This window comes from Pseudomonas sp. FA-1 (assembly GCF_056856075.1).
The window spans coordinates 156,148-181,470 of record NZ_JBWXTH010000003.1 but is presented as its reverse complement, the minus strand read 5'-3'; the positions used below and the strand labels follow the sequence as shown (position 1 = coordinate 181,470).

Genomic DNA, 25,323 nt, shown 5'->3' with positions numbered 1-25,323 from the left:
TCACCGATGTACGCTGATGAACCAGGTGTCTGGTTCGATGAAATAGAACTTGATGTACCAACCATGCCGCTTGAGCACATGCACATCGATATGCGCGACAGCATGGTGGGGGCTGCTGTGATGATGGGTGCCGTTGCATGCGCGAACGATGCCAGCCACCTCCTGCGCCGTCACCTCTCCCGTCGCAAGCAAGTTCTTGACCTCGATATCGCCCCGCGACACGTGCAGGTAGTCACCTGTTTCAAGCGCCGCGATCACATCGCGCTTGGCCTTCCTGAAGCCATTGTTCATAGCCTTCCTTGTAGATACGAAAATCATCGTACAAAAACATGACCGAATCCACCCGCTGGTGAACCGGAGCGACCGACGGTCATGCGAGCCTATGCCGTCAGCACACCCTGGAAACTATGGCCTGATTGTCCGAGCAGCGGCGTCCAACACTGTTACTGGCGTTTGCCAGGTCACTTGATGTGTCCGGTCGATGTGGTCGCTGGGGTGGGGCGGTGATCGTAGGCATCTGGTTGGTAATCGGCCTGATGTCATCAGGGTGTTCTGGCCATGATCGCGCCTTTGTAGGAGGCTCTGGGTCATCGAAAATATCGCGCGCTTCGTCGTCCCTGCTCCAGCGCTCCCAGGCGAAGCCCCTGCAATCTGGTAAACTACCGCCTCTTTTCCCTGACACTACCGTGCCGCGAGCGGCCATTACACATGCGCCCCACCGGAATCGGTACGGAAACACCTAGCCAAATGCTCCCAGAATCAACCACCAAGCCCGCCACCGCACGTACTGAGCCCTCTCGCCGCTTCAGCGTTGCCCCCATGATGGACTGGACCGACCGCCACTGCCGGTTCTTCCTGCGCCTGCTCTCCAAGCACACCCTGCTCTACACCGAGATGGTCACCACTGGCGCGCTGCTGCACAACGATGCCCAGCGTTTCCTGCGCCATGACATGTCCGAGCACCCGCTGGCCCTGCAATTGGGCGGCAGTGTGCCGGCGGAGCTGGCGGCCTGTGCGCGGCTGGCGGAGGAGGCAGGCTACGACGAGGTCAACCTCAATGTCGGCTGCCCCAGCGACCGGGTGCAGAACAACATGATCGGTGCCTGCCTGATGGGCCACCCGGCGCTGGTGGCCGATTGCGTCAAGGCCATGCGTGATGCGGTGGGCATTCCGGTCACGGTCAAGCACCGCATCGGCATCAATGGCCGCGACAGCTATGCCGAGCTGTGCGACTTCGTCGGCCAGGTGCGTGATGCCGGTTGCCGCAGCTTCACCGTGCATGCGCGCATCGCCATCCTCGAAGGCCTGTCGCCCAAGGAGAACCGCGAGATCCCGCCGCTGCGCTATGACGTGGCGGCGCAGTTGAAGGCCGACTTCCCGGACCTGGAGCTGGTGCTCAACGGCGGCATCAAGACGTTGGAAGAATGCCACGCGCACCTTGAGACCTTCGATGGCGTGATGCTGGGCCGCGAGGCGTACCACAACCCGTACCTGCTGGCCGAAGTGGACCAGCAGCTGTTCGGCAGCGATGCGCCGATCGTCAGCCGCAGCGACGCGATGGCGCAGCTGCGTCCCTATATCGTCGCGCACATGCAAAGCGGCGGCGCCATCCATCACATCACCCGCCACATCCTCGGGCTGGGCCAGGGCTTCCCGGGGGCGCGGCGCTTCCGCCAGCTGCTGTCGGCGGACATCCACAAGGCCCAGGACCCACTGGCCGTGCTCGACCAGGCCGCCGAGCTGCTGCAGGGCCGCTGACGGAACCCCGGACGCGCTTTCGACTCGAACCTTCATTCCCTCGCCCGACCTGCCCCGCCGGCCCTTGAGTGGCCGTCGGGGCTCGGGTAATGTCGAGTCATTGCACAGGACAGAGCACGCCCATGACCTCCAAGCTGGAACAACTCAAGCAGTTCACCACCGTGGTCGCCGACACCGGGGACCTGGACGCCATCACCCGCCTCAAGCCGGTCGACGCCACCACCAACCCCTCGCTGCTGCTCAAGGCCGCGGCGATCCCGGGTTACGCGGACCTGCTCAAGCAGGTGAAGCGCGATGCCAAGGGCAATGTTGACCTGGCCTGCGACCAGTTCGCCGTGGCGGTGGGCTCGGGCATTCTCAAGGTCATCCCAGGGCGCATCTCCACTGAAGTGGATGCGCGCCTGTCGTTCGACGAACCTGCCCTGCTGGCCAAGGCCCGCCAGTTGATCGAGCTGTACGAAAAGGCCGGCGTTCCGCGTGATCGCGTGCTGATCAAGCTGGCCTCTACCTGGGAAGGCATCCGCGCCGCCGAGAAGCTGGAAAAGGAAGGCATCCAGACCAACCTGACTCTGCTGTTCTCCTTCGCCCAGGCCCAGGCTTGCGCCGACGCCGGGGTGTTCCTGATCTCGCCGTTCGTGGGCCGCATCTACGACTGGTACAAGAAGAGCACCGGCAAGGAATACGTCGGCGCCGAAGACCCGGGCGTGCAGTCGGTGACGCGCATCTACAACTACTACAAGGCCAATGGCTACGACACCGTGGTCATGGGCGCGAGCTTCCGCAACATCGGCCAGATCGAGCAATTGGCCGGCTGCGACCGCCTGACCATCAGCCCCGAACTGCTGCAACAGCTGAGCGACGACCAGGGCCAACTGCCCCGCGTACTCCAGCCGGGCAAGGCCGGTGAAGCCAAGCAGCACTTGAGCGAAAGCCAGTTCCGTTGGGCGATGAACGAGGATGCCATGGGCACCGAGAAGCTGGCCGAAGGTATTCGCCAGTTCGCCCGGGACCAGGAGAAGCTCGAAGCGTTGATGGCTGAAAAGGCCTGATACAAATCTGGCTTGCCCGGCGGGCGGGAAATGCCGAGCATTTTCCGCCCGTTTTCGTTGGGAGAGGCTGCTACCGCGCTTTCTCCATGACACGACCGACGCAATCGCGGGGCAAGCCCGCTCCTACAGGGCTGGCGCCAACCTTGTGGGAGCGGGCTTGCCCCGCGATTGGATAGAGCAGACACCACAGGATCAATGGCAATCGACGCTCCGCTCCCCCTCGTGCTCGCCGGCCCCGTACTGCGCCGCCTGGAACCCCAGCGCCTGGCCATCTGGCTGGTCGCCACGCAACCGCTTCGCCCTGAATTCGTCCTCGATTGCCCAAGCATCACGACCAACCTGCATTGCAAGGTGGTGCCGATCGGTACGCATGCGTTCGTGCACCTGCTGGACATCCGTTTCGACCAGCCGCTGCCGTGTAACCTGGCGATCGGATACGACCTGCTGCTGGGCGACGCCCAAGGCATCGCCAGCTGGGCGCCGCACCTGCTCTACCCAGGCCAGCCACGGCCGGATTTCGTGCTGCGCGAGCGCGTCGACCAGTTGCTTCACGGCTCCTGCCGCAAGCCCCATCACCCGGCTGCCGATGGCCTGCTCTGCGCCGACCGCTTGCTGGAACAGTGCCAGCAGCCCCAGGAGCGCCCCGCGCTGCTGCTGATGAGTGGCGACCAGGTGTATGCCGACGATGTTGCGGGGCCCATGTTGCGGGCCATCCACGGGCTCGTGGCGCGCCTGGGCCTGTTCCAGGAAACCCTTGAAGGCGCCCTGGTCAAAGACAGCGCCGAGCTGTATCGCCACCCGGCCTGCTACTACCACCGCGCCGACCTGCTACCCGCCCAGGAGAGCAACGAGACCTTGCGCGAACGCTTCTTCGGGGGCAAGCGCAAGCCGATCTTCTCCAGCAGCAACGCCGACAATCACCTGGTGACCTTCGCCGAAGTCATGGCCATGTACCTGCTGGTCTGGTCGCCAACACCCTGGCAGCTGGTGCGCCTGGACATGCCTGCGGGCCTCACCGACAAGCGCCAGGCCCGCTACCGCCAGGAGCTGCCGCTGATCGAAGCGTTTGCGGCGGACCTCGGCCAGGTGGCGCGGGTCATGGCCCACCTGCCGTGCCTGATGATCTTCGATGACCACGACATCACCGACGACTGGAACCTGTCGGCGCAATGGGAGGAAACCGCCTACGGCCACCCCTTCTCCCGCCGGATCATCGGCAATGCACTGCTGGGCTACCTGCTCTGCCAGGGCTGGGGCAACGACCCGGATAGCTGCCAGCCACTGGTCGAGCGCAGCAAGGCCCTGGGCGAACAGGCCCTGCAAGGGCACCTGGACCACCCAGCCCAGGATGCACTGATCGACCAGCTACTGCGCTTCCAGGGCTGGCAGTTCAACCTGCCCAGCACCCCGCCGCTGCTGGTGCTCGACACGCGCACCCGCCGTTGGCGCAGTGAGAGCAGCCTGAAGAAACCCTCCGGCCTGCTGGATTGGGAAGCCCTGAGCGAACTGCAGCAGGCGCTGCTCGATCACCCATCGGCGATCATCGTGTCCCCGGCGCCGATCTTCGGCGTGAAGCTGATCGAGACGGTACAGCGCGTGTTCAGCTGGCTGGGCCACCCGCTGCTGGTGGATGCCGAGAACTGGATGGCCCACCGGGGGGCGGCCCAGGTGATCCTCAACATCTTCCGCCACTCGCGCACGCCAGGGCATTACGTGATCCTTTCGGGTGACGTGCATTACTCGTTCGTCTATGAAGTGCTGATCCGTCATCGCCAGCGCAGCCCGCACCTCTGGCAGATCACCAGCAGCGGTATCAAGAACCAGTTCCCCAAGCGCCTGCTGGACGTACTCGACCGCCTGAACCGCTGGCTCTACGCGCCCCGCTCGCCGCTCAACTGGTTCACCAAGCGCCGGCAAATGGAGGTGGTGCCGCGCACGCCCAGCCGCAGCCAGGCGGGGGAACGGCTGTGGAATGGTGCAGGGCTGGGGCAGGTGTGGTTCGATGAGCAGGGGCGGCCAGCGCGGGTGTTTCAGTTGAGCGCCGATGGGGATGAGGCGACGGAGTTTACGCGGCCAACGTAACTGCGGCTGGTGGGTTTTGTACGGCCTTTACTGACCGCTTCGCGGTTAAACCCGCCCCCACAGGGATAGCCTGGTCCTGGTCCCGTCCGCCTTAAGCGTGTATGGCTCCCGTGGGAGCGGGTTTACCCGCGCAAGCGTCGGGACAGGCACGGATCAGGTCCGCTCCAGGGCATTCACCAGGTCATGGAACGCCTCGCGGTTGGAGTCGTTCAGGCCCATGAGGATCTTGTGTGCCTCAAGCACCTTCGAGCGCACCACATCCTCGTTCTGGTCCTGGGACGGCAGGTCGGTCAGGCACTCCGGGCACGGCACCGGGCGGTCGACGATGTTGAACACCTGGTCGAAGCCCATCGATTGCAGCAACCGGGAAATGTCCGGGTTGGTGGTGACCACGGTCGGCAACAGCCCGACCTTCTGCCGGGACAGGATGGATAGCTTGGCCAGCAGGCCAAGGGTGGTGCTGTCGATGCTCTCGGTCTCGGTCAGGTCGATGACGATGGCCGAGAAGTTCAGCGCAGTGAAGATCTTTTCGATCGTCGCATCCAGCGCCGAGCACAGGGTCAGGCGCACTTCACCGACAAACTTCAGGACGAAGGTCCCGCTCTGCTCGGCGAACTGGATTCTACCGGTACTCATTCAAGGTTCCTGCTCAACACCAATAGGGCGATATCATCCGGCATCTCCCCAAGCGTAGCCAATTCGAATCGTTGGCGCAGCCCGTCCAGGCTGCCCCCTGCGTCCTTGACGATTTCCGGCAAGGTCGCTTCCTTATCTTTGAGTGTATCCCCTGGCAAAAGGTCCAGAATGCCATCGGACATCAGGCTCAGGCTGAAGCTCGGCGGCAGCTCCAGCACCTGGTCCTGGTAGCTGGCCTCCTCGAACAGCCCCACCGGCAGGCCACGGCCCTCCAGGTAGCGAGCCTGACCAGGGGTATAGAGCACCGGCAGCGGCAAATGGCCGCCGACGCTGTAGGTCATCAACCCGGTGTCCTCGTCGATCACCCCGCCGACCATGGTCACATGCTTGCCCAGCTTGCAGTTGATCAGCCCACGGTTGATGTGGCTGAGCACCTGCGAGGGCTTGAACTCGCGCATCCTGTTGCTGCGCTTGAATTCGAACAACAGCCGGGTGGTCATGAACTTGAGCAGCACCGTGACGAACGCCGACGAGGCGCCATGGCCGGACACGTCCGCCAGGTAGAAGGCGATACGCCGCTCATCCACGCGGAAGTAGTCGGCAAAATCGCCCGACAGGTAGAGCGACGGGATGATCTGGTGCTCGAACGACAGGTCACCGGCCACCCACGGGCTTTCCGGCAGCATGTTCATCTGCACTTGGCGACCGGCGTTCTGGTCCTCCTGCAGCAGGTGCAGGCTGGCTTCCAGCTCACGGTTGGCCGCCTCGAGCTTGTCCCGGTAGCGCTGGTTCTCGAGCACCAGGCGCGAGCGGTCGAGGGCGCGACGCACCGAATGCTCGAGCACGGCGAGGTCTTCCAGGGGCTTGATCAGGTAGTCGGCGGCGCCCAGGCGCAAGGCCTCGACCGCATCGTTCATGACACCCGCGCCGGAGACCACGATCACCGGCAGTTGCGGCGCGCGCTCGCTCACCCGACGGATCAGTTCGAGGCCGCCCATTTGCGGCATGCGCAAATCGCAGATCACGAGGTCGGGCTGGTGTTCTTCGAAGACCTGGAGCCCCTGCTGGCCATTGCCGGCCTGGAGGACGCTGAAGCCACTGTCTTCCAGATAGGCGGCGAGGCTGGCACGGACCACGTCGTCGTCATCGATGATCAGCAGCGTTGCACTGGTTTTCTGCATGTGGGCGAACGGCGCCGGATTGGGTTGGTGTAGCGGCGTCGGCAAGGTGGCCGCGGCGCTACTGGAATACTGTGTGGCATCACTCTACTTGAGTTGTAGGACAAGAAAACAAGCCCGGCAACTTGCAGAGGTACCCTGTAAGGCGCAGACGGTACTCCCATCCGCCAGGCGTTTCAAGCATGCAAGGGTCGAGTTGCCTGCACCGTTATAAGGCAAATGACCGGAAGTTATAAGAAAGCGACCTGGTGCGATCCGAATGGATGGAAGCCAGGGGTGAACAGCGCCGCCTGTGGCCCTCGGAGGGCTCGGAATTGGCGCCGTCCTGTGGGTGCGGGCTCATCTCGCAATGGGCTGCGTAGCAGCCCATCACGACGAATTTCCTGACTGAATGGCCATAAAAGGCCACCAGGCTGCGCTGCAACCCTATTATCAGAAGTCGTCTTCGACTTCGCCATCCTTGACGCGGAACTCACGGTTCTGCAGGTAGGCATTGCGAATGAAGACGTACTTGTCGCCGCTGATCAGCTTCTCTGCCGACAACAGGTCGGCCCGGGTGTCGATCACGTCCAGGGCGAAGATCGAGTTGCGCGTCGGCACGTGGTCGATGTAGCGGTAAGGCCGGGTGTAGGTGTCCGGGTACTTGGCCAGGCCATCGCGCACGGTACTTGGGCCAAGGAACGGAATGACCACGTACGGGCCGCTGCCCACGCCCCAGTAGCCCAGAGTCTGGCCGAAGTCCTCGTCGTTGCGCTGCAGCCCCATCTTGGTGCCGACATCGAAGAAGCCACCCAGGCCGAAGGTGGTGTTGACGATCAGGCGCGCGGTATCGACGCCGGCGGCGTGCGGCTTGAGCTGCAGCACATCGTTCACCAGGTTGGTGACATCGCCCAGGTTGCGGAAGATGTTGTGGATGCCATCTTCGAGGAACTGCGGGGTGACCGCCTGGTAGCCCTTGGCCAACGGCTTGAGGGCATAGGTGTCGAGGGTATCGTTGAACTTGAAGATCGGTCGGTTGACCGCCTCCCAGGGATCCTCCTCGGTGGCCGCCTGGGTGGCTGCCACAGGCGCCAGCAACAAGCTGGCGCAGACACAGGCCTGGGTGACTCGCTCGATCACACCGGCACCGATCCTACGCATAGATGTTTCTCCATCGGATTTCACGGCCGCAACGCCCCGCTGGGCGCTGCGTAACTAAGACGCCAGTATAAATGCTGATTGGCTGATAAACAGCCTTACACATTTTTATTCAAGATTATGTGAACAACTGTTGCAGTGTCATCCCGCGGTAACACAGCCGACCTAGCCTGCGGGCTATTTCAGGGACGTTGCCAATGCTCGATGCATCCGACTTCACCGCCGTGCTCTTCGGGCTGCGTGGTTGCCTGGTCCAACCCGTGGGCGCCGCCGCCCAGCCCTTGCCGGGTGCCCTCGACACCCTGTCCAACCTGCAGCGCCAGCGCGTGCCCTGTATCTGGCTCGACGACGTAAGCCCAAGCCAGGGCAAGCGCCTGGCCGCCGTGCTGCCAGACTGGCTGCCCGGGCATCTGGTCAACGGCTGCCCCTTGCCGGCACCGAATGCCTGCTGGCAGGCGCTGATGGCTCTGCGAAGCGAACGCCTGGAGGGCTGCGTGCTGGTCAGCGGCCAACCACGCCTGTTGCAAGCGGGCCTCAACGCCGGGTTGTGGACGGTCGGCCTGGCTGGCAGCAACCCTGAGTGCGACCCCAGCTCCAGCCAGTGGCAGGCCATGACCGAGCAGGAACGGGAACTGGCGCGTGGCAAGGCGACCCTGGCATTGTTCGGCCTGGGCGTACACTCGGTGATCGACCACCTGGAGGCCCTGGACACCTGCCTTGCCGATATCGCCCTGCGCCGGCGCAAGGGTGAAAAACCCTGATACGGCCTAGTTGACGCGGATCATGCAAAGCGCCCGCCGGTGGATTACGCTTGAAGACAGGCCAGAACCTTTGCCCCGTTGCGAAGGTCCATGCCTTGCCAAGCCATAGAGGGAGAACACCCAATGCCTGCCCGCGAACTGCAAGAGCAACTCGAGAGCCTGCGCGAGCAACTGGAACGCAACCCGCCGCTCTCGCTGGAAGAGCGCGAGCATCTGCATGCACTGATGCAGCAGATCGAAGCCCAGATCAAACTGGAGGAAGCCACCCAGGACACCAACCTGGTCGATGGTGTCAACTCGGCCGTCGAGCGCTTCGAAGCAGACCACCCCGACCTGACCGCCATCCTGCGCAACATCGCCAACAGCCTGCACAGCATGGGGATCTGACCCTTCATCTGTCCTGGGGCCGCACAGCGGCCCCCCGCTTACTGACGAACCAGCCGCTGGTTGCCTGGGCTGATCGCCCCGGTGCTGCGGTACGGGTTGATGTCCAGGCCGCCACGGCGCACATAGCGTGCATATACGGTCAAATGCTCAGGCTTGAGCAGGCGCAGCAGGTCCAGGTAGATGCGCTCGACGCACTGCTCATGGAAGTCGGCATGCTGGCGGAAGCTCACCAGGTAGCTCAGCAGGCTGGCATGATCCAGAGCCAGGCCCTTGTATTGCACCACCACGCTTCCCCAGTCCGGCTGGCCGGTCACCGGGCAGTTGGACTTGAGCAAGTGGCTGTGAACGGTTTCCTCGACCACACGCTGCGCGTCGCAGTGCAGCAGCTCCGGCTGGGGCTGTTCGTAATTGCTGATGCTTACATCCAGGACATCGATGCACTGGCCAGGCAGGGCTACCACGCCCTGGGCCTCGACTTCACCCAGGCTGCGAACCCGAACGCCCACCGGCTTGCCGGCAGCGGCGGACAAGTCCTTCTCCAGGCAGGCCTGCAGCTCGCCGACCGAGGCAAACGTCGTCTGGTTCAGCGAATTGAGGTACAGCTTGAACGACTTGGACTCGATGATGTTCGGCGAGTCGGCCGGGATGGCGAATTCGCCAATGGCCACCACCGGCTTGCCAGAAGGCAGCAGCCAGGACAGCTCGAAGCAGTTCCAGTAGTCCACGCCCTGCCAGGGCAAGGTCTGGGCCGTGACACCCAGCTCGGCCCATTTGGCCGTACGCGGGATGGGGAACAACAGCGAAGGGGTGTAGGTGGCGATGTACTCGCTGGACTTACCCAGCGGGGAATGTTCGGCGGCGGGATGCATGGACCTGACCTGGATACGGAAGTTTCGAATGGCCCTAGTCTACCGTTTTTAACGCCTACCTTGGCACTGGCGTCGCCCGGTGCCCCCCACCAGGCGACCAAGCGCGGCTGGCCGCTGGCTGACAGCCGCATTACAACGCCGTCAGCTTCGCCCGGCAGGCCCTGGGTCACGTATCATCTGCCCGGTACTCACTGCCCTCACCTTCCAGCACAAGGGACACCATGAAACTGCTGATCGTCGAAGACCAGGCCAAGACCGGCCAGTACCTGTGCCAGGGCCTGAGCGAAGCGGGCTTCGCCACGGAGCTGGCCAGCGATGGGGACACCGGCCAGCACCTGGCCCTGAGCGGCGACCATGACCTGTTGATCCTCGATGTGATGCTGCCGGGACGCAATGGCTGGCAGATCCTCCAGGCCGTCCGCCAGGCCGGCCTGGATACGCCAGTACTGTTCCTCACCGCACGCGATGCCGTCGAAGATCGGGTGCACGGCCTGGAACTGGGCGCCGACGACTACCTGGTCAAGCCTTTCGCCTTCTCCGAGCTGCTGGCGCGGGTTCGCACCCTGTTGCGCCGCGGCACCAGCCCCAACCAGGACACCACACTGGGCCTGGCCGACCTGCGCCTGGACCTGATCCGCCGCCGCGCCGACCGCGACGGGCAGCGTATCGACCTGACCGCCAAGGAGTTCGCCCTGCTCGAACTGCTGCTGCGTCGCCAGGGCGAGGTGCTGCCCAAATCGCTGATCGCCTCGCAGGTATGGGACATGAATTTCGACAGCGACACCAATGTCATCGAAGTGGCGATCCGTCGCCTGCGCCTGAAGATCGACGACGGCCATGCCAACAAGCTGATCCACACCGTGCGTGGCATGGGCTACGTGCTCGAGGAGCGTCAGGATTGATGCGTCGCTTGTCCCTTGGCGGGCGCCTGGCCCTACTGTTCGCTGCCTGCACCGCAGCCGTTTCGCTGAGCGCCGGGCTGCTGTTCAGCCGGGCCAGCGAACGGCACTTCATCGAGCTGGACCAGCAATTGCTCGGCAGCCGCCTGTCGCTGATGCGCGCGCTGCTCGACGGCGTGGCCAGTCCCGACGCGCTGGCGCAACGGCTGCCGGCGCTGCGCAACGAGCTGAGCCACCAGGCCGACCTGGCCCTGCGCATTCGTGGCGCCGATGGCGTGGTGTGGTACGACAGCCGCACCGACCTACCCGAGGCGCCCCGCCATTCGGGCCTGGCGACCCTGCATGCCGACGGCATCGACTACCGCAGCCTTTCGACCCGCCTGGACGAGCAAAACCCAAGCGCAGGGCAACTGACCCTGTTCCTCGACATCACCCATCACCAGCATTTTTTGCAGGGCATGCAGCGCCTGATCTGGCTGACAGTCGGCCTGTCGGCCCTGGCCACCGCCCTGCTCGGTGCCTGGGCTGCGCGCCGTGGGCTACGCCCCTTGCGGCAGATGGGCGAAGTGGCCGCCAGCGTCAACGCACGCTCCCTCACCACCCGCCTGCCGGTGGCGCAGATGCCCGAGGAGCTGGCGGAGCTGGCCGACACGGTCAATGCCATGCTGCAGCGACTGGACAATGCCTTCCAGCGCCTCTCGGCGTTTTCCGCCGACATCGCCCACGAACTGCGCACGCCCCTGTCCAACCTGCTGACCCATACCCAGGTCACCCTCACCCGCCCACGCAGCCTCGAGGAGTACCGCGAAGCGCTGCACGGCAACCTGGAAGAGCTGCAATGGATGGCGCAACTGGTCAACGACATGCTGTACCTGGCCAAGGCCGACCATGGCCTGCTCATGCCCAACCGCGAGGCCCTGGACCTGGCCCAGGAGCTGGATGCACTGCTTGAGTACTATGCGCCCTTGGCCGAGGACGCCGAGGTGCAGTTGCTGCGTGAAGGCCAGGCGAGGCTCGAAGGCGACCGGCACATGCTGCGCCGAGCGCTGTCCAACCTGCTCGACAACGCGCTGCGCTTCACGCCAAACGGCGGGGAGATTCGTGTGACGCTGGTGCCCGGCACACAGATCACCGTCGCCAATACGGGCCCTGCGATCGCACCGGCCATGCTGCCGCGCCTGTTCGACCGCTTCTACCGCGCCGACCCCGCGCGCCGGGAAGGCAGCAGCGAGCATGCGGGGCTGGGCCTGGCGATCACCCGTTCGATCATCCAGGCGCATGGTGGAACCATTCGCGCCGAGTGCGTGGAAGGTTGGACGCGGTTTGTCATCGAGCTACCCGAATAGAGGCCTCTGCGCGCCCCATCGCCGGCAAGCCGGCTCCCACCTGCCCTGCGCTGTTTTCAAAGACACCATCGTACCTGTGGGAAGCTGGCGGAGCCTGCGATGGGCCGCAAAGCGGCCCTGGAACGTCACTCGTAACGCAACGCCATCGCCGGCTCCACCTGGGACGCCCGATACGCCGGGTAGATCGTCGCCAGGAAGCTCATCACCAGCCCCGCCGCGCAGATGATCGCCACGTCGCCCCACTGCAGCTCCGACGGCAGGCTGCTGATGAAGTACACGTCGGAGGTGAAGATATGCTGCCCGCTGACCCGCTCCAGCCAGCCGACGATCTGGCTGACATTGAACGCAGCGACCACGCCCAGCACACCGCCGACCAGGGTGCCGACGATACCGATCAAGGAACCCTGGACCATGAAGGTCCCCATGATCTGCGCCGGCGTGGCGCCGATGGTACGCAGGATGGCGATGTCCGAACCCTTGTCGTTCACCACCATCACCAGGGTGGCGATGATATTGAAGGCCGCCACGGCGATGATCATCATCAGCAGCAGGCCGATCATGGTCTTTTCCATCTTCATGGCACTGAACAGGCTGCCCTGGGTGTGGGACCAATCATCGGCGCGGTAGGCATCGCCCAGGCCTGCGGCGATCGCCTTGGACACCTGCGGCGCGGCATACAGGTCGTGCAGCTTCAGGCGCACGCCCTGCACACTGCCCGGCGCCCAGCGCTGCATCTCACCGGCATCGGCCACGTGTATATAGGCCTGCGAACCATCCAGCTCGGCCCCCACCTTGAAGATGCCGACCACGGTCAGGCGCTGCATGCGCGGCGTGATGCCACCTGGCGCCTTGCTGATCTCAGGAACGATCAGGGTCAGCTTGTCACCGGTATTGAGGCGGAAACGCCGGGCCGTCAGCTCGCCGATCACCACGCCATACTCGCCCGGCACCAGGTCCTGCAACCGCCCCTGGACGATATGCTGGCCGACGATGGAGACCTTGCCTTCCTCGGCCGGGTCGATACCGCTGACCTGGATCGGCTGCATGGCGCCCTTATAGGACAGCATGCCTTCCATTTCGGTCAGCGGCGCGGCGGCCATCACGGCTGGGTTCTTCAGCGCGCTATCGGCGACCTTGCGCCACTCATCCAGCGGCTGCACGCCAAGGATGCTGGCATGGGGCACCAGGCCGAGGATGCGCGAGCTCATTTCGCGCTGGAATCCGTTCATCACCGAGAGCACCACGATCATCGCCAGCACGCCCAGGGACAGGCCGATCATCGAGGTCATGGAGATGAACGAGATGAAATGGTTACGGCGCTTGGCACGGGTGTAGCGGGCACCGATGAACAAGGGCAAGGGTCTGAACATGTACGAGAACACCCAATGAAAAAGAGTTACGCAGCGGCTCCTGCCGCCGCGTGCGAGCGGCTCAGATCGGCACCAGGTGGCCGTCTTCCAGGCGCAGGACCCGGTCCATCTGGCGTGCCAGGTTGAGGTCGTGGGTCACCACCAGGAAGGCTGTCTGGGACGAGCTGGACAACTCCTGCATCAACTCCTGGATACCCTGGGCGGTATGGTGGTCTAGGTTGCCGGTGGGCTCGTCGAGCATCACCAAACCCGGGCGATTGACCAGGGCACGGGCGATCGCCACGCGCTGGCGCTCACCGCCGGACAGCTCGGCCGGCTTGTGGTTCAGGCGATGGCCCAGGCCCACCCGCTTGAGCAGCGCCTCGGCACGCTCGCGGGCCTCCGGGATCGGCGTACGGCCGATCAGCAGCGGCATGCAGGCGTTCTCAAGGGCAGTGAACTCCGGCAGCAGGTGATGGAACTGGTACACGAAGCCCAAGGCGCGGTTGCGCAGCAGGCCACGGGCCCGCTCGCCGAGGGCCGACAGCTCCTCGCCGGCCAGCCAGACACTGCCCTGGGTCGGCGTGTCGAGGCCGCCCAACAGGTTGAGCAAGGTGCTCTTGCCGGAGCCGGAGCTGCCGACGATGGCCACCCGCTCACCGGCGTGCAGCTCCAGGTTCAAGCCCGACAACACCTGCACCGACTCCGGGCCTTCCTCGTAGGACTTGCCCAGGTTGCGGCAACTCAATACGGCTTTATCACTCATGCGCGACTCACTCATAACGTAGCGCCTCTGCAGGCTGGGTGCGGGCCGCACGCCAGGCCGGGTACAGGGTGGCGAAGAAACTCAGGACCAGCGCCGCACCACAGACCATGTACACGTCCTGGGCCTGGATCTGCGACGGCAGGTAATCGATGAAATACACATCGGCATTCAGGAACTTGTGCCCGATCAGTTTCTCGATGCCGGCGATCACCGCACTGACATTGAGCGCCGCGAAGATCCCGACCACGGCGCCGATCAGGGTACCGACCACGCCGATCACCGTGCCCTGGACCATGAAGATGGCCATGATCTGCGCCGGGGTGGCGCCCAGGGTACGCAGGATGGCGATGTCGCCCCGCTTGTCGTTGACCACCATCACCAGGGTGGAAATGATGTTGAACGCCGCCACCGCCACGATCAGCAGCAGCAGCAGGCCGATCATGGCCTTCTCCATGCGGATCGCCTGGTACAGGTTGCCGTGGGTGCGGGTCCAGTCGCGGGCATAGAATTCCTGCTCGCCCAGGTTCTGGGCGATGTTCCAGGCCACCCGCGGGGCCTGGAACAGGTCATCGAACTTCAGCCGCAGGCCCTGGACCTGGTCGGCCTTCCAGCGGTGCAAGCGCGAGAGGTCGTTGATGTTGGTCAGGCCCAGGTAGCCGTCGATCTCACCGGCACCGACATGGAAGGTGCCGACCACGGTGAAGCGCTTCATGCGCGGGAACATGCCGGCCGGGGTCACGCTGACCTCTGGGGCGACGAAGGTCAGCTTGTCGCCGATGCCCACGCCCAGCTTGGCCGCGGCCTTGTCGCCGATCATGATGCCCCACTCGCCCGGCGCCAGCTTGTCGAGGCTGCCGTCGCGGATGAAGTTGTCGATGATCGACACCTCGCGCTCGCGCGCAGGGTCGATGCCGTTGAGCAGTACCTTCTGCACCTTGCCATCATGGGTCAGCAACCCCTGCATCTGGGTGAAGGGCGCCACCGCAAGCACTTGAGGATTCTGCTTTACTTGTTGGGCGAGGGCCGGCCAGTCGTCCAGCGGCTGGCCGCTTTCCAGCGTGGCGTGAGGGATCATGCCCAGCACGCGGGTACGCATCTCGTGGTCGAAACCGTTCATGACCGACAGCACCACGATCATCACCACCACGCCAAGGGCGAGGCCGATCATCGAAGTCAGCGAAATGAACGAGACGAAGTGGTTGCGACGCTTGGCACGGGTATAACGCGTACCGATGAATACGAAAAGAGGTCTGAACATGTCGGGGCTTGTTCGGATGAAAGGGAACGTCCTTGTGGCAGGGCGCCTGCAGCGGCTTTACACTCGGACCACCGCCGTAACCATGGGTTCGCCATGACGACACTAGACGAAGAAGATCGCCGCGAATACTACCGCATCGAAGACAGTATCGCACTTGAAATCAGCCCCCTGGGCGCGGCCGAAGCCCTGGAAACAGACCTGTTGCAAGATGCTTCACCGCTGTTCAACCTGCTCAGCGAACTGCACCTTGCTGACTTCGAATCCCAGCACCTGATGCGCCAGCTCAGCGAAAAGGACCGCACCCTGGCGGCATTCCTGCGGGTGCAGAACAAACGCCTCGACCTGCTCAGCGCGGTGATGGCCCAAGCCCTGCTGGGCGAAATCGGGCAGCCGCAGCCGGTCATTCTCTCCGAAGGCGGCATCGAGTTCGCCCAGGCGACCCCGCTCGCCACCGGTACCCGCGTGGCCGTGAAGATGGTGCTGATGCCCCGCGCCCTGGGCCTGCTGCTGCGTGCCCGGGTCACCCACTGCGACCGGCGCCCGGACGGCCATTACGAGGTCGGCAGCGAATTCATCGACATGACCGACGCCCAGCGCCAGTTACTGGCCCGCTACATCCTGCAGCGCCAGCAACAACAGCGGCGCCAGGCGCTGGAACAGAACGCCCCCGCCTCCTGAGCCTATCCACTCTGATTTGAAGGAACGAACGTGACCCTGATCTATGGCCATCGCGGCGCCAAGGGCGAAGCACCCGAAAACACCCTGACCAGCTTCCGTCAGTGCCTGTCCCACGGCGTCAATCGCTGCGAGCTGGACCTGCACCTGTCAGCCGACAACGAGCTGATGGTGATCCACGACCCCAGCCTCAAGCGCACTACCGGTCGACGCGGCAAGGTGGTCGAGCACACCGCCGCCGAGCTGGTCACCTACGATGCGCGCAAAGGCGGCCCGGGCTGGGTGCAGCCCTGCCCTGTCCCGCGGCTGGAGGAACTGTTCGAGAAATGTGCCTTCGAGCACTGGCAACTGGAGGTCAAGAGTGCCTCGCGCACCCGCGCCGCCAGTACCGTATTGGCCATTCGCGAGCTGGCTCAGCAATACGGCCTGCTCGACAAGGTAACCATCACCTCGAGCTCCCGCGAAGTGCTCGGCGCCGCACTGGAGCTGGTGCCGGACGTGTCCCGCGGGCTGGTGGCCGAATACGCCTGGCTCGACCCGTTGAAGGTCGCCCAGAACTACAGCTGTGACATGCTGGCCTTGAACTGGACACTGTGCACCCCCGAGCGCCTGCTCAAGGCCCAGCGCCAGGGGTTGCACGTATCGGTGTGGACGGTCAACGAACCGGCGCTGATGCGCCGGCTCGCCGACTTTGGCGTAGACAGCCTGATTACAGACTTTCCCGGTTTGGCCATGACCACCCTTGGGAAGGGCTGAACCCGGACTCCCCGACCGGCTCAGGCCACCGGCCGGAGCCGCTCAAAAAAGCCGGTTCAGGCCGTCGTAGGCCGCTACCCGATAGGCTTCGGCCATGGTCGGGTAGTTGAAAGTGGTGTTGACGAAGTACTTCAGGTTGTTCTGTTCACCTGGCTGGTTCATGATCGCCTGGCCGATGTGAACGATCTCCGAGGCCTGGTAGCCGAAGCAGTGCACGCCGAGGATCTCCAGGGTCTCGCGGTGGAACAGGATCTTCAGCATGCCCTGGGGCTCGCCGGCGATCTGCGCGCGGGCCATGCTCTTGAAGAAGGCCTTGCCCACTTCGTACGGCACCTTGGCCTGGGTCAGCTCCTGCTCGTTCTTGCCGATCGAGCTGATTTCCGGAATGGTGTAGATACCGGTCGGCACGTCATCGACGAAACGCCAGCTGCCATTGTCGACGATGCTGCCAGCGGCCGAACGGCCCTGGTCGTGGGCGGCGCTGGCCAGGCTCGGCCAGCCGATCACGTCACCGGCACCATAGATGTTCGGTACGCTGGTGCGGTAGGCCTGGTCGACCTCGATCTGGCCACGGCTGTTGACCTTGATGCCGATGTTCTCCAGGCCCAGCTTGTCGGTGTTGCCGGTACGGCCGTTGCACCACAGCAAGGCGTCGGCCTTGATCTTCTTGCCCGACTTCAGGTGCAGGATCACCCCGTTGTCCAGACCTTCGACCCGGTCGTACTCCTCGTTGTGGCGTACGGTGATGTTGTTGTTGCTGAAGTGGTAGCTCAGCGCCTGGGAGATTTCCGAATCCAGGAAGCTCAACAGCTGGCCACGGTTGTCCACCAGCTCCACCAGCACGCCCAGGCCGCTGAAGATCGATGCGTATTCGCAGCCGATCACCCCGGCACCGTAGACGATCAGCTTGCGCGGGGTGTGGCTCAGGCTGAGGATGGTGTCGCTGTCGTAGACGCGCGGGTGGTGGAAGTCGATATCGGCCGGGCGGTATGGGCGCGAACCGGTGGCGATAATGATGTGCTTGGCCACCAGGGTCTCGACCACGCCATTGGAGCAGACCACTTCGATGGTCTGCTCGTCAGCGAAGCTGCCGGTGCCGACGAACACATCGACGCGGTTGCGCGCATAGTAGCCGGTACGCGAGGCCACCTGCTTGGAGATCACCTTCTCGGCGCTCTTGAGCACATCGGGGAAGGAGAACCAGCGCGGCTCGCCGATGGCGCGGAACATCGGGTTGGTGTTGAACTGCATGATCTGCCGCACCGAGTGACGCAGTGCCTTGGACGGAATGGTGCCCAGGTGGGTGCAGTTGCCGCCGACCTGGCGACGGCTGTCGACCATCGCCACCTTGCGCCCTGCTTTGGCGGCATTCATTGCCGCACCTTCTCCGGCCGGGCCGGAACCCAGCACCACTACGTCGTAGTTGTAGACAGCCATGCGTACTCCTTCAGAACTGGCCCGCCGGCCGGGTGGCCGCGGGGCGCGATCATGTCGCCGGGGCGCCATGAGAAAATTCGGGTGCAGTCTAATCAAGCGTGAACGCCGCGCACATTAACCCTTGGTCGCGTCGTAGGCCAATTTTGACCGCACTACATGTCATTCACCGGCCCTGGCGACGATCATCCGTGCTTGCGCTTTCACCTGCCTTTCAACGCCTGCTCGAACGCAGGCGTAGCACGGGAGACGAAGCCACCCTCGGCCCGGGTCACCAGCACCGCGGCAATACCGTGGGCCATGGCGAAATCCCAGCCCTGCTCAGCGCCGAGGATCAACAGCAGCGTCGAGTAGCCGTCGGCCTGCAGCGCCGAGGCATCGAGCACGGTGACCGCAGCCAGGTCGTGTTCGACCGGACGCCCCAGGCGGGCATCGAAGGTGTGCGAATAGCGCCGGCCATTGTCCTCGAAATAGTGGCGATAGTCACCCGAGGTCGACACGGCCAGGCCATCCACGGCGATCACCTGGCGGGCGACCTGGCGGTCTTCGCGGGGCAATTCCAGGGCGACCCGCCACGGGCTGCCGTCGGGTTTGTTGCCCACGGCCTTGAGCTCGCCGGTGGCCTCGACGAGAAAATGGCTGACGCCCATCGCCTGCAGGCGTTCGGCGATCAGGTCCACGGCGTGGCCTGCGGCGATGCTGTTGAAGTCCAGTTCCACCGGGGCGTCCTTGCACAAGGCACCGCCCTCGATACGCAGGTGCCGGTAGCCGACGCGCTGGCGTGCCTGGGCCAGCTGCAGCGGGTCGGGCACCTGCGCCTGCCGGGCTTGGGGGCCGAAGCCCCACAGGTCGAGCAACGGCTCGACGGTAAGGTCGAAGGCCCCCTCGCTCTGTTCGGCCAGGTGCTGACCGAAGCCGACCAACGCCAGCATGTCCGCCGGCAGCGCCAGGCAGCGGTTGGCTGGCAGCTGGTTGAACCGGCTGACGGTGGAGTCGCCACGGTAGGTCGAGTAGTGCTCGTCGATGTCACCGAGGATCGCATCGACGGCTTCCCGCACCTCCATTGACGACGGGCCGCCAGGGTCGCGGACATACTGGATGCTGTAGCTGCTGCCCATGGTCGGGCCGCCAAAGTGCTCCAGGGTCGGCGCCTGGTCGCAGCCGGCCAGGCACATCAGGATGAGCAGAAGACCTGTACGCAATTTCAAATTTCTCGATTGGCTGCACTGACCGGTTTATGAAGCGGACCGCACATGGCATACAAAGCCAAAAAAAACGGGAACCCGAAGGTTCCCGTTTCTTCAACGCATTACAAGCGGATCAGCGTGGAAACGCTGGCGGGTTCACACCAGCCATGTCTTCCATCACACGAACGACCTGGCAGCTGTAACCGAATTCGTTGTCGTACCAGACGTACAGGACAACGCGGTTGTCGTTGCAGATGGTCGCCTCGGCGTCGACCACACCGGCGTGGCGGGAACCGACGAAGTCGGTCGATACCACTTCCTGGGAGCTGACGTAGTCGATCTGCTTGTGCAGGTCCGAGTGCATGGCGGTCTGGCGCAGGTACTCGTTGATTTCGTCGCGGGTCGTGGCCTTTTCCAGGTTCAGGTTCAGGATGGCCATCGAGACGTTCGGCGTCGGCACGCGAATGGCGTTGCCGGTCAGCTTGCCCTTGAGCACCGGCAGCGCCTTGGCCGCAGCGGTGGCGGCACCGGTCTCGGTGATGACCATGTTCAGCGGCGCGGCGCGGCCACGGCGGCTGCCCTTGTGGAAGTTGTCGATCAGGTTCTGGTCGTTGGTGAACGAGTGAACGGTCTCGACGTGGCCGTTGACGATGCCGTACTGGTCATTCACGGCCTTGAGCACCGGCACGATGGCGTTGGTGGTGCAGGAGGCGGCGGAGATGATCTTGTCGTCGGCGGTGATGTCACCGTGGTTGATGCCGTGCACGATGTTCTTCAGCGCGCCCTTGCCAGGTGCGGTGAGGATCACGCGGGAAGCGCCAGGGCAGGCCAGGTGCTGGCCCAGGCCATCGGCGTCACGCCATACACCGGTGTTGTCGACGATCAGGGCATCCTGGATGCCATACTGGGTGTAGTCGACTTCGCTCGGGTTCTTGGCGTAGATGACCTGGATCAGGTTGCCGTTGGCGGTGATGGTGTTGTTCTGCTCGTCGATGACGATGGTGCCATCGAACGGGCCGTGTACCGAGTCACGACGCAGCAGGCTGGCGCGCTTGGTCAGGTCGTTCTCGGCGCCCTTGCGCACGACGATGGCGCGCAGGCGCAGGCCGTCGCCACCACCGGTCTTCTCGATCAGGATACGCGCCAGCAGGCGGCCGATGCGGCCGAAGCCGTACAGGACGACGTCAGTGCCCTTGCGTGGGGAAACGTTCTGCTGGCCGACGACATCGGCGAGCTCTTCGCGCACGAACTGCTCGACGGTGCGACCGTTGCCTTGCAGCTTGAACTTGTTCGCCAGCTTGCCCAGGTCGACCGAGGCGGCACCCAGCTTCAGCTCGCTCATGGCCTTGAGCAGGGGGAATGTCTCGTGGACGGACAGTTCGGTTTCGTCGGCTTGACGGTGACGGGCAAAGCGGTGGGCTTTGAGAATCGAGATAACCGAACGATTGATCAGGCTGCGGCCATAGATCGAGCTCACCACGTTGTTGTTGCGGTAGAGCTGACCGATAAGCGGGATCATCGCTTCAGCCAGGGCTTCACGATCGATCCACTCACCAAGACACTGGTCGGGCTTCTGAGTCACGGGAACCTTCCACATGTAGGGGGAGAAAAAAGGGGCTACATTATGACGCCCCTCGACGTATCGGGCAATGAGCGCCTGTCGCCACCGCCAGAGCCCGTCGCCACGCCCTTCCGAGCCTGACAGCGCGCACCGGCACCGGTACAATTGTCGTCTTTGCCGCAACGCTTGGAGTCCAATCTCCCGTGTCAGTTCTGCGCCTACCGCAATTATCGGCCACGGCCGGCAAACAAACCTGGGGCAACCTGCCCGGGGCCGCCCTGAGCCTTGCCATCGCCGAAGCCGCCAGCAGCGCTGGCCGCTTCACCCTGCTGTTGACCGCCGACAGCCAGGCTGCCGACCGTCTGGAACAGGAGCTGCGCTTCTTCGCGCCCGACCTGCCGGTGCTGCCGTTTCCCGACTGGGAGACCCTGCCCTACGACCTGTTCTCGCCGCACCAGGACATCATCTCCCAGCGCATCGCCAGCCTCTACCGGCTGCCGGAACTGGACCACGGCATCCTCGTGGTGCCGATCACCACCGCCCTGCACCGCCTGGCCCCGACCCGCTTCCTGCTGGGCAGCAGCCTGGTGCTGGACGTCGGCCAGACGATCGACGTGGAACAGATGCGCACGCGCCTGGAAGCCAGCGGCTACCGCTGCGTCGACACGGTCTACGAGCATGGCGAGTTCGCCGTGCGCGGTGCATTGATCGACCTGTTCCCCATGGGCAGCAAGCTGCCCTACCGGATCGACCTGTTCGACGACGAGATCGAGACCCTGCGCACCTTCGACCCCGAGACCCAGCGCTCGATCGACAAGGTCGACTCGGTGCGCCTGCTGCCGGCCCGCGAATTCCCGATGCAGAAGGAAGAAGTGACCCGCTTCAAGGCGCGCTTTCGCGAACGCTTCGATGTCGATTTCCGCCGCAGCGCGATCTTCCAGGACCTGACCAGCGGCATCATCCCCGCCGGCATCGAGTACTACCTGCCGTTGTTCTTCGAGGAAACCTCGACCCTGTTCGACTACCTGCCGGCCGACACCCAGGTGTTCTCCCTGCCAGGCGTCGAACAGGCCGCCGAGCACTTCTGGAACGATGTGCGCGGGCGCTACGAAGAACGCCGCGGCGACCTGACCCGCCCACTGTTGCCCCCGGCCGAGCTGTTCCTGCCGGTCGAGGACTGCTTCGCCCAGCTCAAGCAGTGGCCACGCGTGGTGGTCAGCAGTGACGAGGTCGAGCCCGGTGCCGGTCGCCAGCGCTTCCCGGCCCGGCCGCTGCCGAACCTGGCCATCGAAGCCAAGGCCAACCAGCCCCTGGGCGAACTGTCGAAGTTCCTCGACGAGTTCTCCGGCCGCGTGCTGTTCACCGCCGAATCGGCGGGCCGTCGCGAAGTGCTGCTGGAGCTGCTCGAGCGCTTGAAGCTGCGCCCGCAAACAGTCGAAAGCTGGGCCGACTTCGTCACCGGCAAGGCGCGCCTGGCAATCACCATCGCCCCACTGGACGACGGCCTGCTGCTGGACGAGCCGGCCATCGCCCTGGTCGCCGAAAGCCCGCTGTTCGGCCAGCGCGTGATGCAGCGTCGGCGACGCGAGAAACGCGGCGACGCGGCCAACGATGCGGTCATCAAAAACCTCACCGAGCTGCGCGAAGGTGCGCCGGTGGTGCACATCGACCATGGCGTGGGCCGCTACCTGGGCCTGGCCACGCTGGAAATCGACGGCCAGGCCGCCGAGTTCCTCACCCTGGAGTACGCCGAAGGCGCCAAGCTCTACGTGCCAGTCGCCAACCTGCACCTGATCGCCCGCTACACCGGCAGCGACGATGCCCTGGCCCCGCTGCACCGCCTGGGTTCCGAAGCCTGGCAGAAGGCCAAGCGCAAGGCCGCCGAGCAGGTCCGCGACGTGGCTGCCGAACTGCTCGACATCTACGCCCGCCGCGCCGCGCGCAAGGGCCATGCATTCGCCGACCCGGCCGCCGACTACGCCACCTTCAGCGCCGGCTTCCCATTCGAGGAAACGCCGGACCAGCAATCGGCCATCGAGGCGGTGCGCGCCGACATGCTCGCCGGCAAGCCGATGGACCGCCTGGTGTGCGGCGACGTCGGCTTCGGCAAGACCGAGGTGGCCATGCGCGCTGCCTTCATCGCCGTGCACAGCGGCCGCCAGGTGGCCGTGCTGGTGCCCACCACCCTGCTCGCCCAGCAGCACTACAACAGCTTCCGCGACCGCTTCGCCGACTGGCCGGTGACGGTCGAGGTCATGAGCCGCTTCAAGTCGGCCAAGGAAGTCAGCGCTGCCGCGGCGGACCTGGCAGAAGGCAAGATCGATATCCTCATCGGCACCCACAAGCTGCTGCAGGACGACGTGCGCTTCAAGGACCTGGGCCTGGTCATCATCGATGAGGAACACCGCTTCGGCGTGCGCCAGAAGGAACAGCTCAAGGCCCTGCGCAGCGAAGTGGACATCCTCACCCTGACCGCAACGCCCATCCCGCGCACGCTCAACATGGCGGTGTCGGGGATGCGCGACCTGTCGATCATCGCCACTCCACCGGCGCGACGCCTGTCGGTGCGCACCTTCGTCATGGAGCAGAACAAGAGCACGGTCAAGGAAGCACTGTTGCGCGAGCTGCTGCGCGGCGGCCAGGTGTACTACCTGCACAACGACGTCAAGAGCATCGAGAAATGCGCGGCCGAACTGGCCGAACTGGTGCCCGAGGCGCGTATCGGCATCGGCCACGGGCAGATGCGCGAACGCGAGCTGGAACAGGTGATGAGCGACTTCTACCACAAGCGCTTCAACGTGCTGGTGGCCTCGACCATCATCGAGACCGGCATCGACGTGCCCAGCGCCAACACCATCGTCATCGAGCGTGCCGACAAGTTCGGCCTGGCCCAGCTACACCAACTGCGCGGCCGTGTCGGGCGCAGCCACCACCAGGCCTATGCCTACCTGCTCACGCCACCGCGCCAGCAGATCAGCGCCGATGCCGAGAAGCGTCTGGAGGCCATCGCCAACACCCAGGACCTTGGCGCAGGCTTCGTCCTGGCCACCAACGACCTGGAGATCCGTGGTGCCGGCGAACTGCTCGGCGAAGGCCAGAGCGGGCAGATCCAGGCCGTAGGCTTCACCCTCTACATGGAGATGCTCGAGCGCGCGGTCAAGGCTATCCGCAAGGGCACCCAGCCGAACCTCGAGCAACCGCTGGGCGGCGGCCCGGAGATCAACCTGCGCTTGCCGGCCCTGATCCCGGAAGACTACCTGCCGGACGTGCATGCCCGCCTGATCCTCTACAAGCGCATCGCCTCGGCCGCCGACGAAGAGGGCCTCAAGGACCTGCAAGTGGAGATGATCGACCGCTTCGGCCTGCTGCCCGAGCCGACGAAGAACCTGGTCCGCCTGACCTTGCTCAAGTTGCAGGCGGAAAAGCTCGGCATCAAGAAAGTCGACGCCGGCCCCAACGGCGGCAAGATCGAGTTCGAAGCCGAGACACCCGTCGACCCGCTGACCCTGATCAAGCTCATCCAGGGCCAGCCCAAGCGCTACAAGTTCGAAGGCGCCACGCAGTTCCGCTTCCTCGTGCCGATGGAGCGCCCGGACGAACGTTTCACCACCCTGGAGGCGCTGTTCGAGCGCCTGACCCCACAGCCTGCCTAAGGAAGATCCATGCGTGCCATCCGTTGCCTGACCTTGATGCTGACGCTGTTCGCGCCGGCCGCCTTCGCCGAAGGCCCCTATCAGGTAGAAATGATCCTGCTGCGCCAGAACGCCGTGCCCGCGGTGACCAGCCCGTTCGCCCCGGAAGACTGGAGCGCTGGCGCGCCACGCCTGGACAAGGCAGCCGAACGGCCACTGGCGCTGGACGACGAAGCCACCCGCCTGCAGGCGACCGCCGACTACACCGTGCTGCTGCACAAGGCCTGGCAACAGCAGGTCGGCAGCACGCCAAGCCGCATTGCCCTGAGCGCCGGCGAAGAGCAGTTCGGGCATTTTCCCATCGAAGGCAACCTGAGCATCGCCGACGGCCGCTTCATCGCCGTGGACGCCAACTTCTGGGTCAACCAGCTCGACGGCAACGGTAGCGTGCTGCGCAGCGAGCAGTTCAGGCAGAGCAACAACAACATGAAGGCCAACCAGCTGACCTTCCTCGACGGCGGGCACCTGGCCGTGCTGCTGAAGGTCACCCCCGCCGGCATGCGCAAGCTGCCGGTGCTCGACCCGGAGATGATGGAGCAATGA

General features: G+C 64.5%; 22 protein-coding genes. 11 read left to right on the top strand and 11 right to left on the bottom strand.

Annotation, left to right across the window (positions count from 1 at the left end; translation table 11 throughout):
• Entirely contained in the window at positions 1-291 is a 291-nt protein-coding gene (locus AC1MHZ_RS07715) for a hypothetical protein (RefSeq protein ID WP_324817043.1), read from the bottom strand.
• 456 nt (positions 292-747) lie between these two features.
• Here AC1MHZ_RS07715 and dusA point away from each other — a divergent pair, with 456 nt between their 5' ends.
• The 3 genes from dusA to AC1MHZ_RS07700 all read left to right on the top strand — a co-directional run bounded on the left by dusA (position 748) and on the right by AC1MHZ_RS07700 (position 4,889).
• Entirely contained in the window at positions 748-1,758 is a 1,011-nt protein-coding gene (gene dusA, locus AC1MHZ_RS07710) for a tRNA dihydrouridine(20/20a) synthase DusA (RefSeq protein WP_482966193.1), read from the top strand.
• 122 nt (positions 1,759-1,880) lie between these two features.
• A complete protein-coding gene (gene tal / locus AC1MHZ_RS07705; protein WP_324817060.1) occupies positions 1,881-2,807 on the top strand; it encodes a transaldolase in 927 nt (308 codons plus the stop codon).
• Between the two features lie 195 nt (positions 2,808-3,002).
• A complete protein-coding gene (locus AC1MHZ_RS07700; RefSeq protein WP_482966192.1) occupies positions 3,003-4,889 on the top strand; it encodes an alkaline phosphatase D family protein in 1,887 nt (628 codons plus the stop codon).
• A 153-nt stretch (positions 4,890-5,042) separates the two neighbouring features.
• On the opposite strand, the gene rssC is transcribed toward AC1MHZ_RS07700, so the two are convergent.
• The 3 genes from rssC to AC1MHZ_RS07685 form a co-directional block, all read right to left on the bottom strand.
• Positions 5,043-5,525, bottom strand: coding sequence for an anti-sigma factor antagonist RssC (gene rssC, locus AC1MHZ_RS07695; protein ID WP_016394629.1), 483 nt, complete (start codon positions 5,523-5,525; stop codon positions 5,043-5,045).
• The gene (rssB, locus tag AC1MHZ_RS07690; protein ID WP_084858166.1) at positions 5,522-6,706 is read right to left on the bottom strand and encodes a two-component system response regulator RssB; all 1,185 of its coding nucleotides are present in this window, start codon (positions 6,704-6,706) and stop codon (positions 5,522-5,524) included. The genes rssC and rssB overlap by 4 nt, the downstream gene beginning before the upstream one ends.
• Before the next feature lie 429 nt (positions 6,707-7,135).
• Positions 7,136-7,843, bottom strand: a complete 708-nt coding sequence (locus AC1MHZ_RS07685) for an MlaA family lipoprotein (RefSeq protein ID WP_084858167.1) — start codon at positions 7,841-7,843, stop codon at positions 7,136-7,138.
• 194 nt (positions 7,844-8,037) lie between these two features.
• On the opposite strand from AC1MHZ_RS07685, the gene pcrP reads away from it, so the two are divergent.
• Together pcrP and AC1MHZ_RS07675 are read left to right on the top strand one after the other, a co-directional pair.
• Positions 8,038-8,601 carry an HAD superfamily inactivated hydrolase PcrP gene (gene pcrP, locus AC1MHZ_RS07680; protein WP_084858168.1) on the top strand — a complete coding sequence of 188 codons (564 nt, stop codon included), beginning with the start codon at positions 8,038-8,040 and terminating at the stop codon, positions 8,599-8,601.
• 123 nt (positions 8,602-8,724) lie between these two features.
• Positions 8,725-8,988 carry a DUF4404 family protein gene (locus AC1MHZ_RS07675; RefSeq protein WP_084858169.1) on the top strand — a complete coding sequence of 88 codons (264 nt, stop codon included), beginning with the start codon at positions 8,725-8,727 and terminating at the stop codon, positions 8,986-8,988.
• A gap of 38 nt (positions 8,989-9,026) precedes the next feature.
• Here AC1MHZ_RS07675 and queF read toward each other — a convergent pair whose 3' ends face one another.
• On the bottom strand, positions 9,027-9,857 hold the full coding sequence (gene queF / locus AC1MHZ_RS07670) for an NADPH-dependent 7-cyano-7-deazaguanine reductase QueF (RefSeq protein ID WP_084858170.1): 831 nt from the start codon (positions 9,855-9,857) through the stop codon (positions 9,027-9,029).
• 221 nt (positions 9,858-10,078) lie between these two features.
• On the opposite strand from queF, the gene AC1MHZ_RS07665 reads away from it, so the two are divergent.
• A complete protein-coding gene (locus tag AC1MHZ_RS07665; protein WP_084858171.1) occupies positions 10,079-10,759 on the top strand; it encodes a heavy metal response regulator transcription factor in 681 nt (226 codons plus the stop codon).
• Entirely contained in the window at positions 10,756-12,102 is a 1,347-nt protein-coding gene (locus tag AC1MHZ_RS07660) for a heavy metal sensor histidine kinase (protein ID WP_482966191.1), read from the top strand. The genes AC1MHZ_RS07665 and AC1MHZ_RS07660 overlap by 4 nt, the downstream gene beginning before the upstream one ends.
• 125 nt (positions 12,103-12,227) lie before the next feature.
• Here the strand turns inward: AC1MHZ_RS07660 and AC1MHZ_RS07655 are convergent, their stop codons facing one another.
• The 3 genes from AC1MHZ_RS07655 to AC1MHZ_RS07645 form a co-directional block, all read right to left on the bottom strand.
• Complete coding sequence (locus tag AC1MHZ_RS07655) at positions 12,228-13,472, bottom strand: lipoprotein-releasing ABC transporter permease subunit (RefSeq protein WP_465001890.1); 1,245 nt, start codon at positions 13,470-13,472, stop codon at positions 12,228-12,230.
• Positions 13,473-13,533: 61 nt separating this feature from the next.
• Positions 13,534-14,217, bottom strand: coding sequence for a lipoprotein-releasing ABC transporter ATP-binding protein LolD (gene lolD, locus AC1MHZ_RS07650; protein WP_172403038.1), 684 nt, complete (start codon positions 14,215-14,217; stop codon positions 13,534-13,536).
• Between the two features lie 7 nt (positions 14,218-14,224).
• Positions 14,225-15,475: a lipoprotein-releasing ABC transporter permease subunit gene (locus AC1MHZ_RS07645; protein WP_084858174.1), complete on the bottom strand. Its 1,251-nt coding sequence runs from the start codon at positions 15,473-15,475 to the stop codon at positions 14,225-14,227.
• A gap of 93 nt (positions 15,476-15,568) precedes the next feature.
• Between AC1MHZ_RS07645 and AC1MHZ_RS07640 the strand changes: the two genes are divergently transcribed.
• A complete protein-coding gene (locus AC1MHZ_RS07640; RefSeq protein WP_084858175.1) occupies positions 15,569-16,153 on the top strand; it encodes a PilZ domain-containing protein in 585 nt (194 codons plus the stop codon).
• A 30-nt stretch (positions 16,154-16,183) separates the two neighbouring features.
• Positions 16,184-16,906 (top strand): glycerophosphodiester phosphodiesterase, encoded by a 723-nt coding sequence (locus AC1MHZ_RS07635; RefSeq protein WP_084858176.1) that lies wholly within the window; start codon positions 16,184-16,186, stop codon positions 16,904-16,906.
• A 42-nt stretch (positions 16,907-16,948) separates the two neighbouring features.
• On the opposite strand, the gene sthA is transcribed toward AC1MHZ_RS07635, so the two are convergent.
• The 3 genes from sthA to AC1MHZ_RS07620 all read right to left on the bottom strand — a co-directional run bounded on the left by sthA (position 16,949) and on the right by AC1MHZ_RS07620 (position 21,124).
• Complete coding sequence (gene sthA, locus AC1MHZ_RS07630) at positions 16,949-18,343, bottom strand: Si-specific NAD(P)(+) transhydrogenase (protein ID WP_084858177.1); 1,395 nt, start codon at positions 18,341-18,343, stop codon at positions 16,949-16,951.
• A 200-nt stretch (positions 18,344-18,543) separates the two neighbouring features.
• Complete coding sequence (locus tag AC1MHZ_RS07625) at positions 18,544-19,542, bottom strand: FAD:protein FMN transferase (RefSeq protein ID WP_465001889.1); 999 nt, start codon at positions 19,540-19,542, stop codon at positions 18,544-18,546.
• Positions 19,543-19,660: 118 nt separating this feature from the next.
• A complete protein-coding gene (locus tag AC1MHZ_RS07620) occupies positions 19,661-21,124 on the bottom strand; it encodes a glyceraldehyde-3-phosphate dehydrogenase (protein WP_084858179.1) in 1,464 nt (487 codons plus the stop codon).
• A 167-nt stretch (positions 21,125-21,291) separates the two neighbouring features.
• Here AC1MHZ_RS07620 and mfd point away from each other — a divergent pair, with 167 nt between their 5' ends.
• Together mfd and AC1MHZ_RS07610 are read left to right on the top strand one after the other, a co-directional pair.
• Complete coding sequence (gene mfd / locus AC1MHZ_RS07615) at positions 21,292-24,741, top strand: transcription-repair coupling factor (RefSeq protein WP_368829509.1); 3,450 nt, start codon at positions 21,292-21,294, stop codon at positions 24,739-24,741.
• A gap of 9 nt (positions 24,742-24,750) precedes the next feature.
• Positions 24,751-25,323 (top strand): CsiV family protein, encoded by a 573-nt coding sequence (locus AC1MHZ_RS07610; protein ID WP_084858181.1) that lies wholly within the window; start codon positions 24,751-24,753, stop codon positions 25,321-25,323.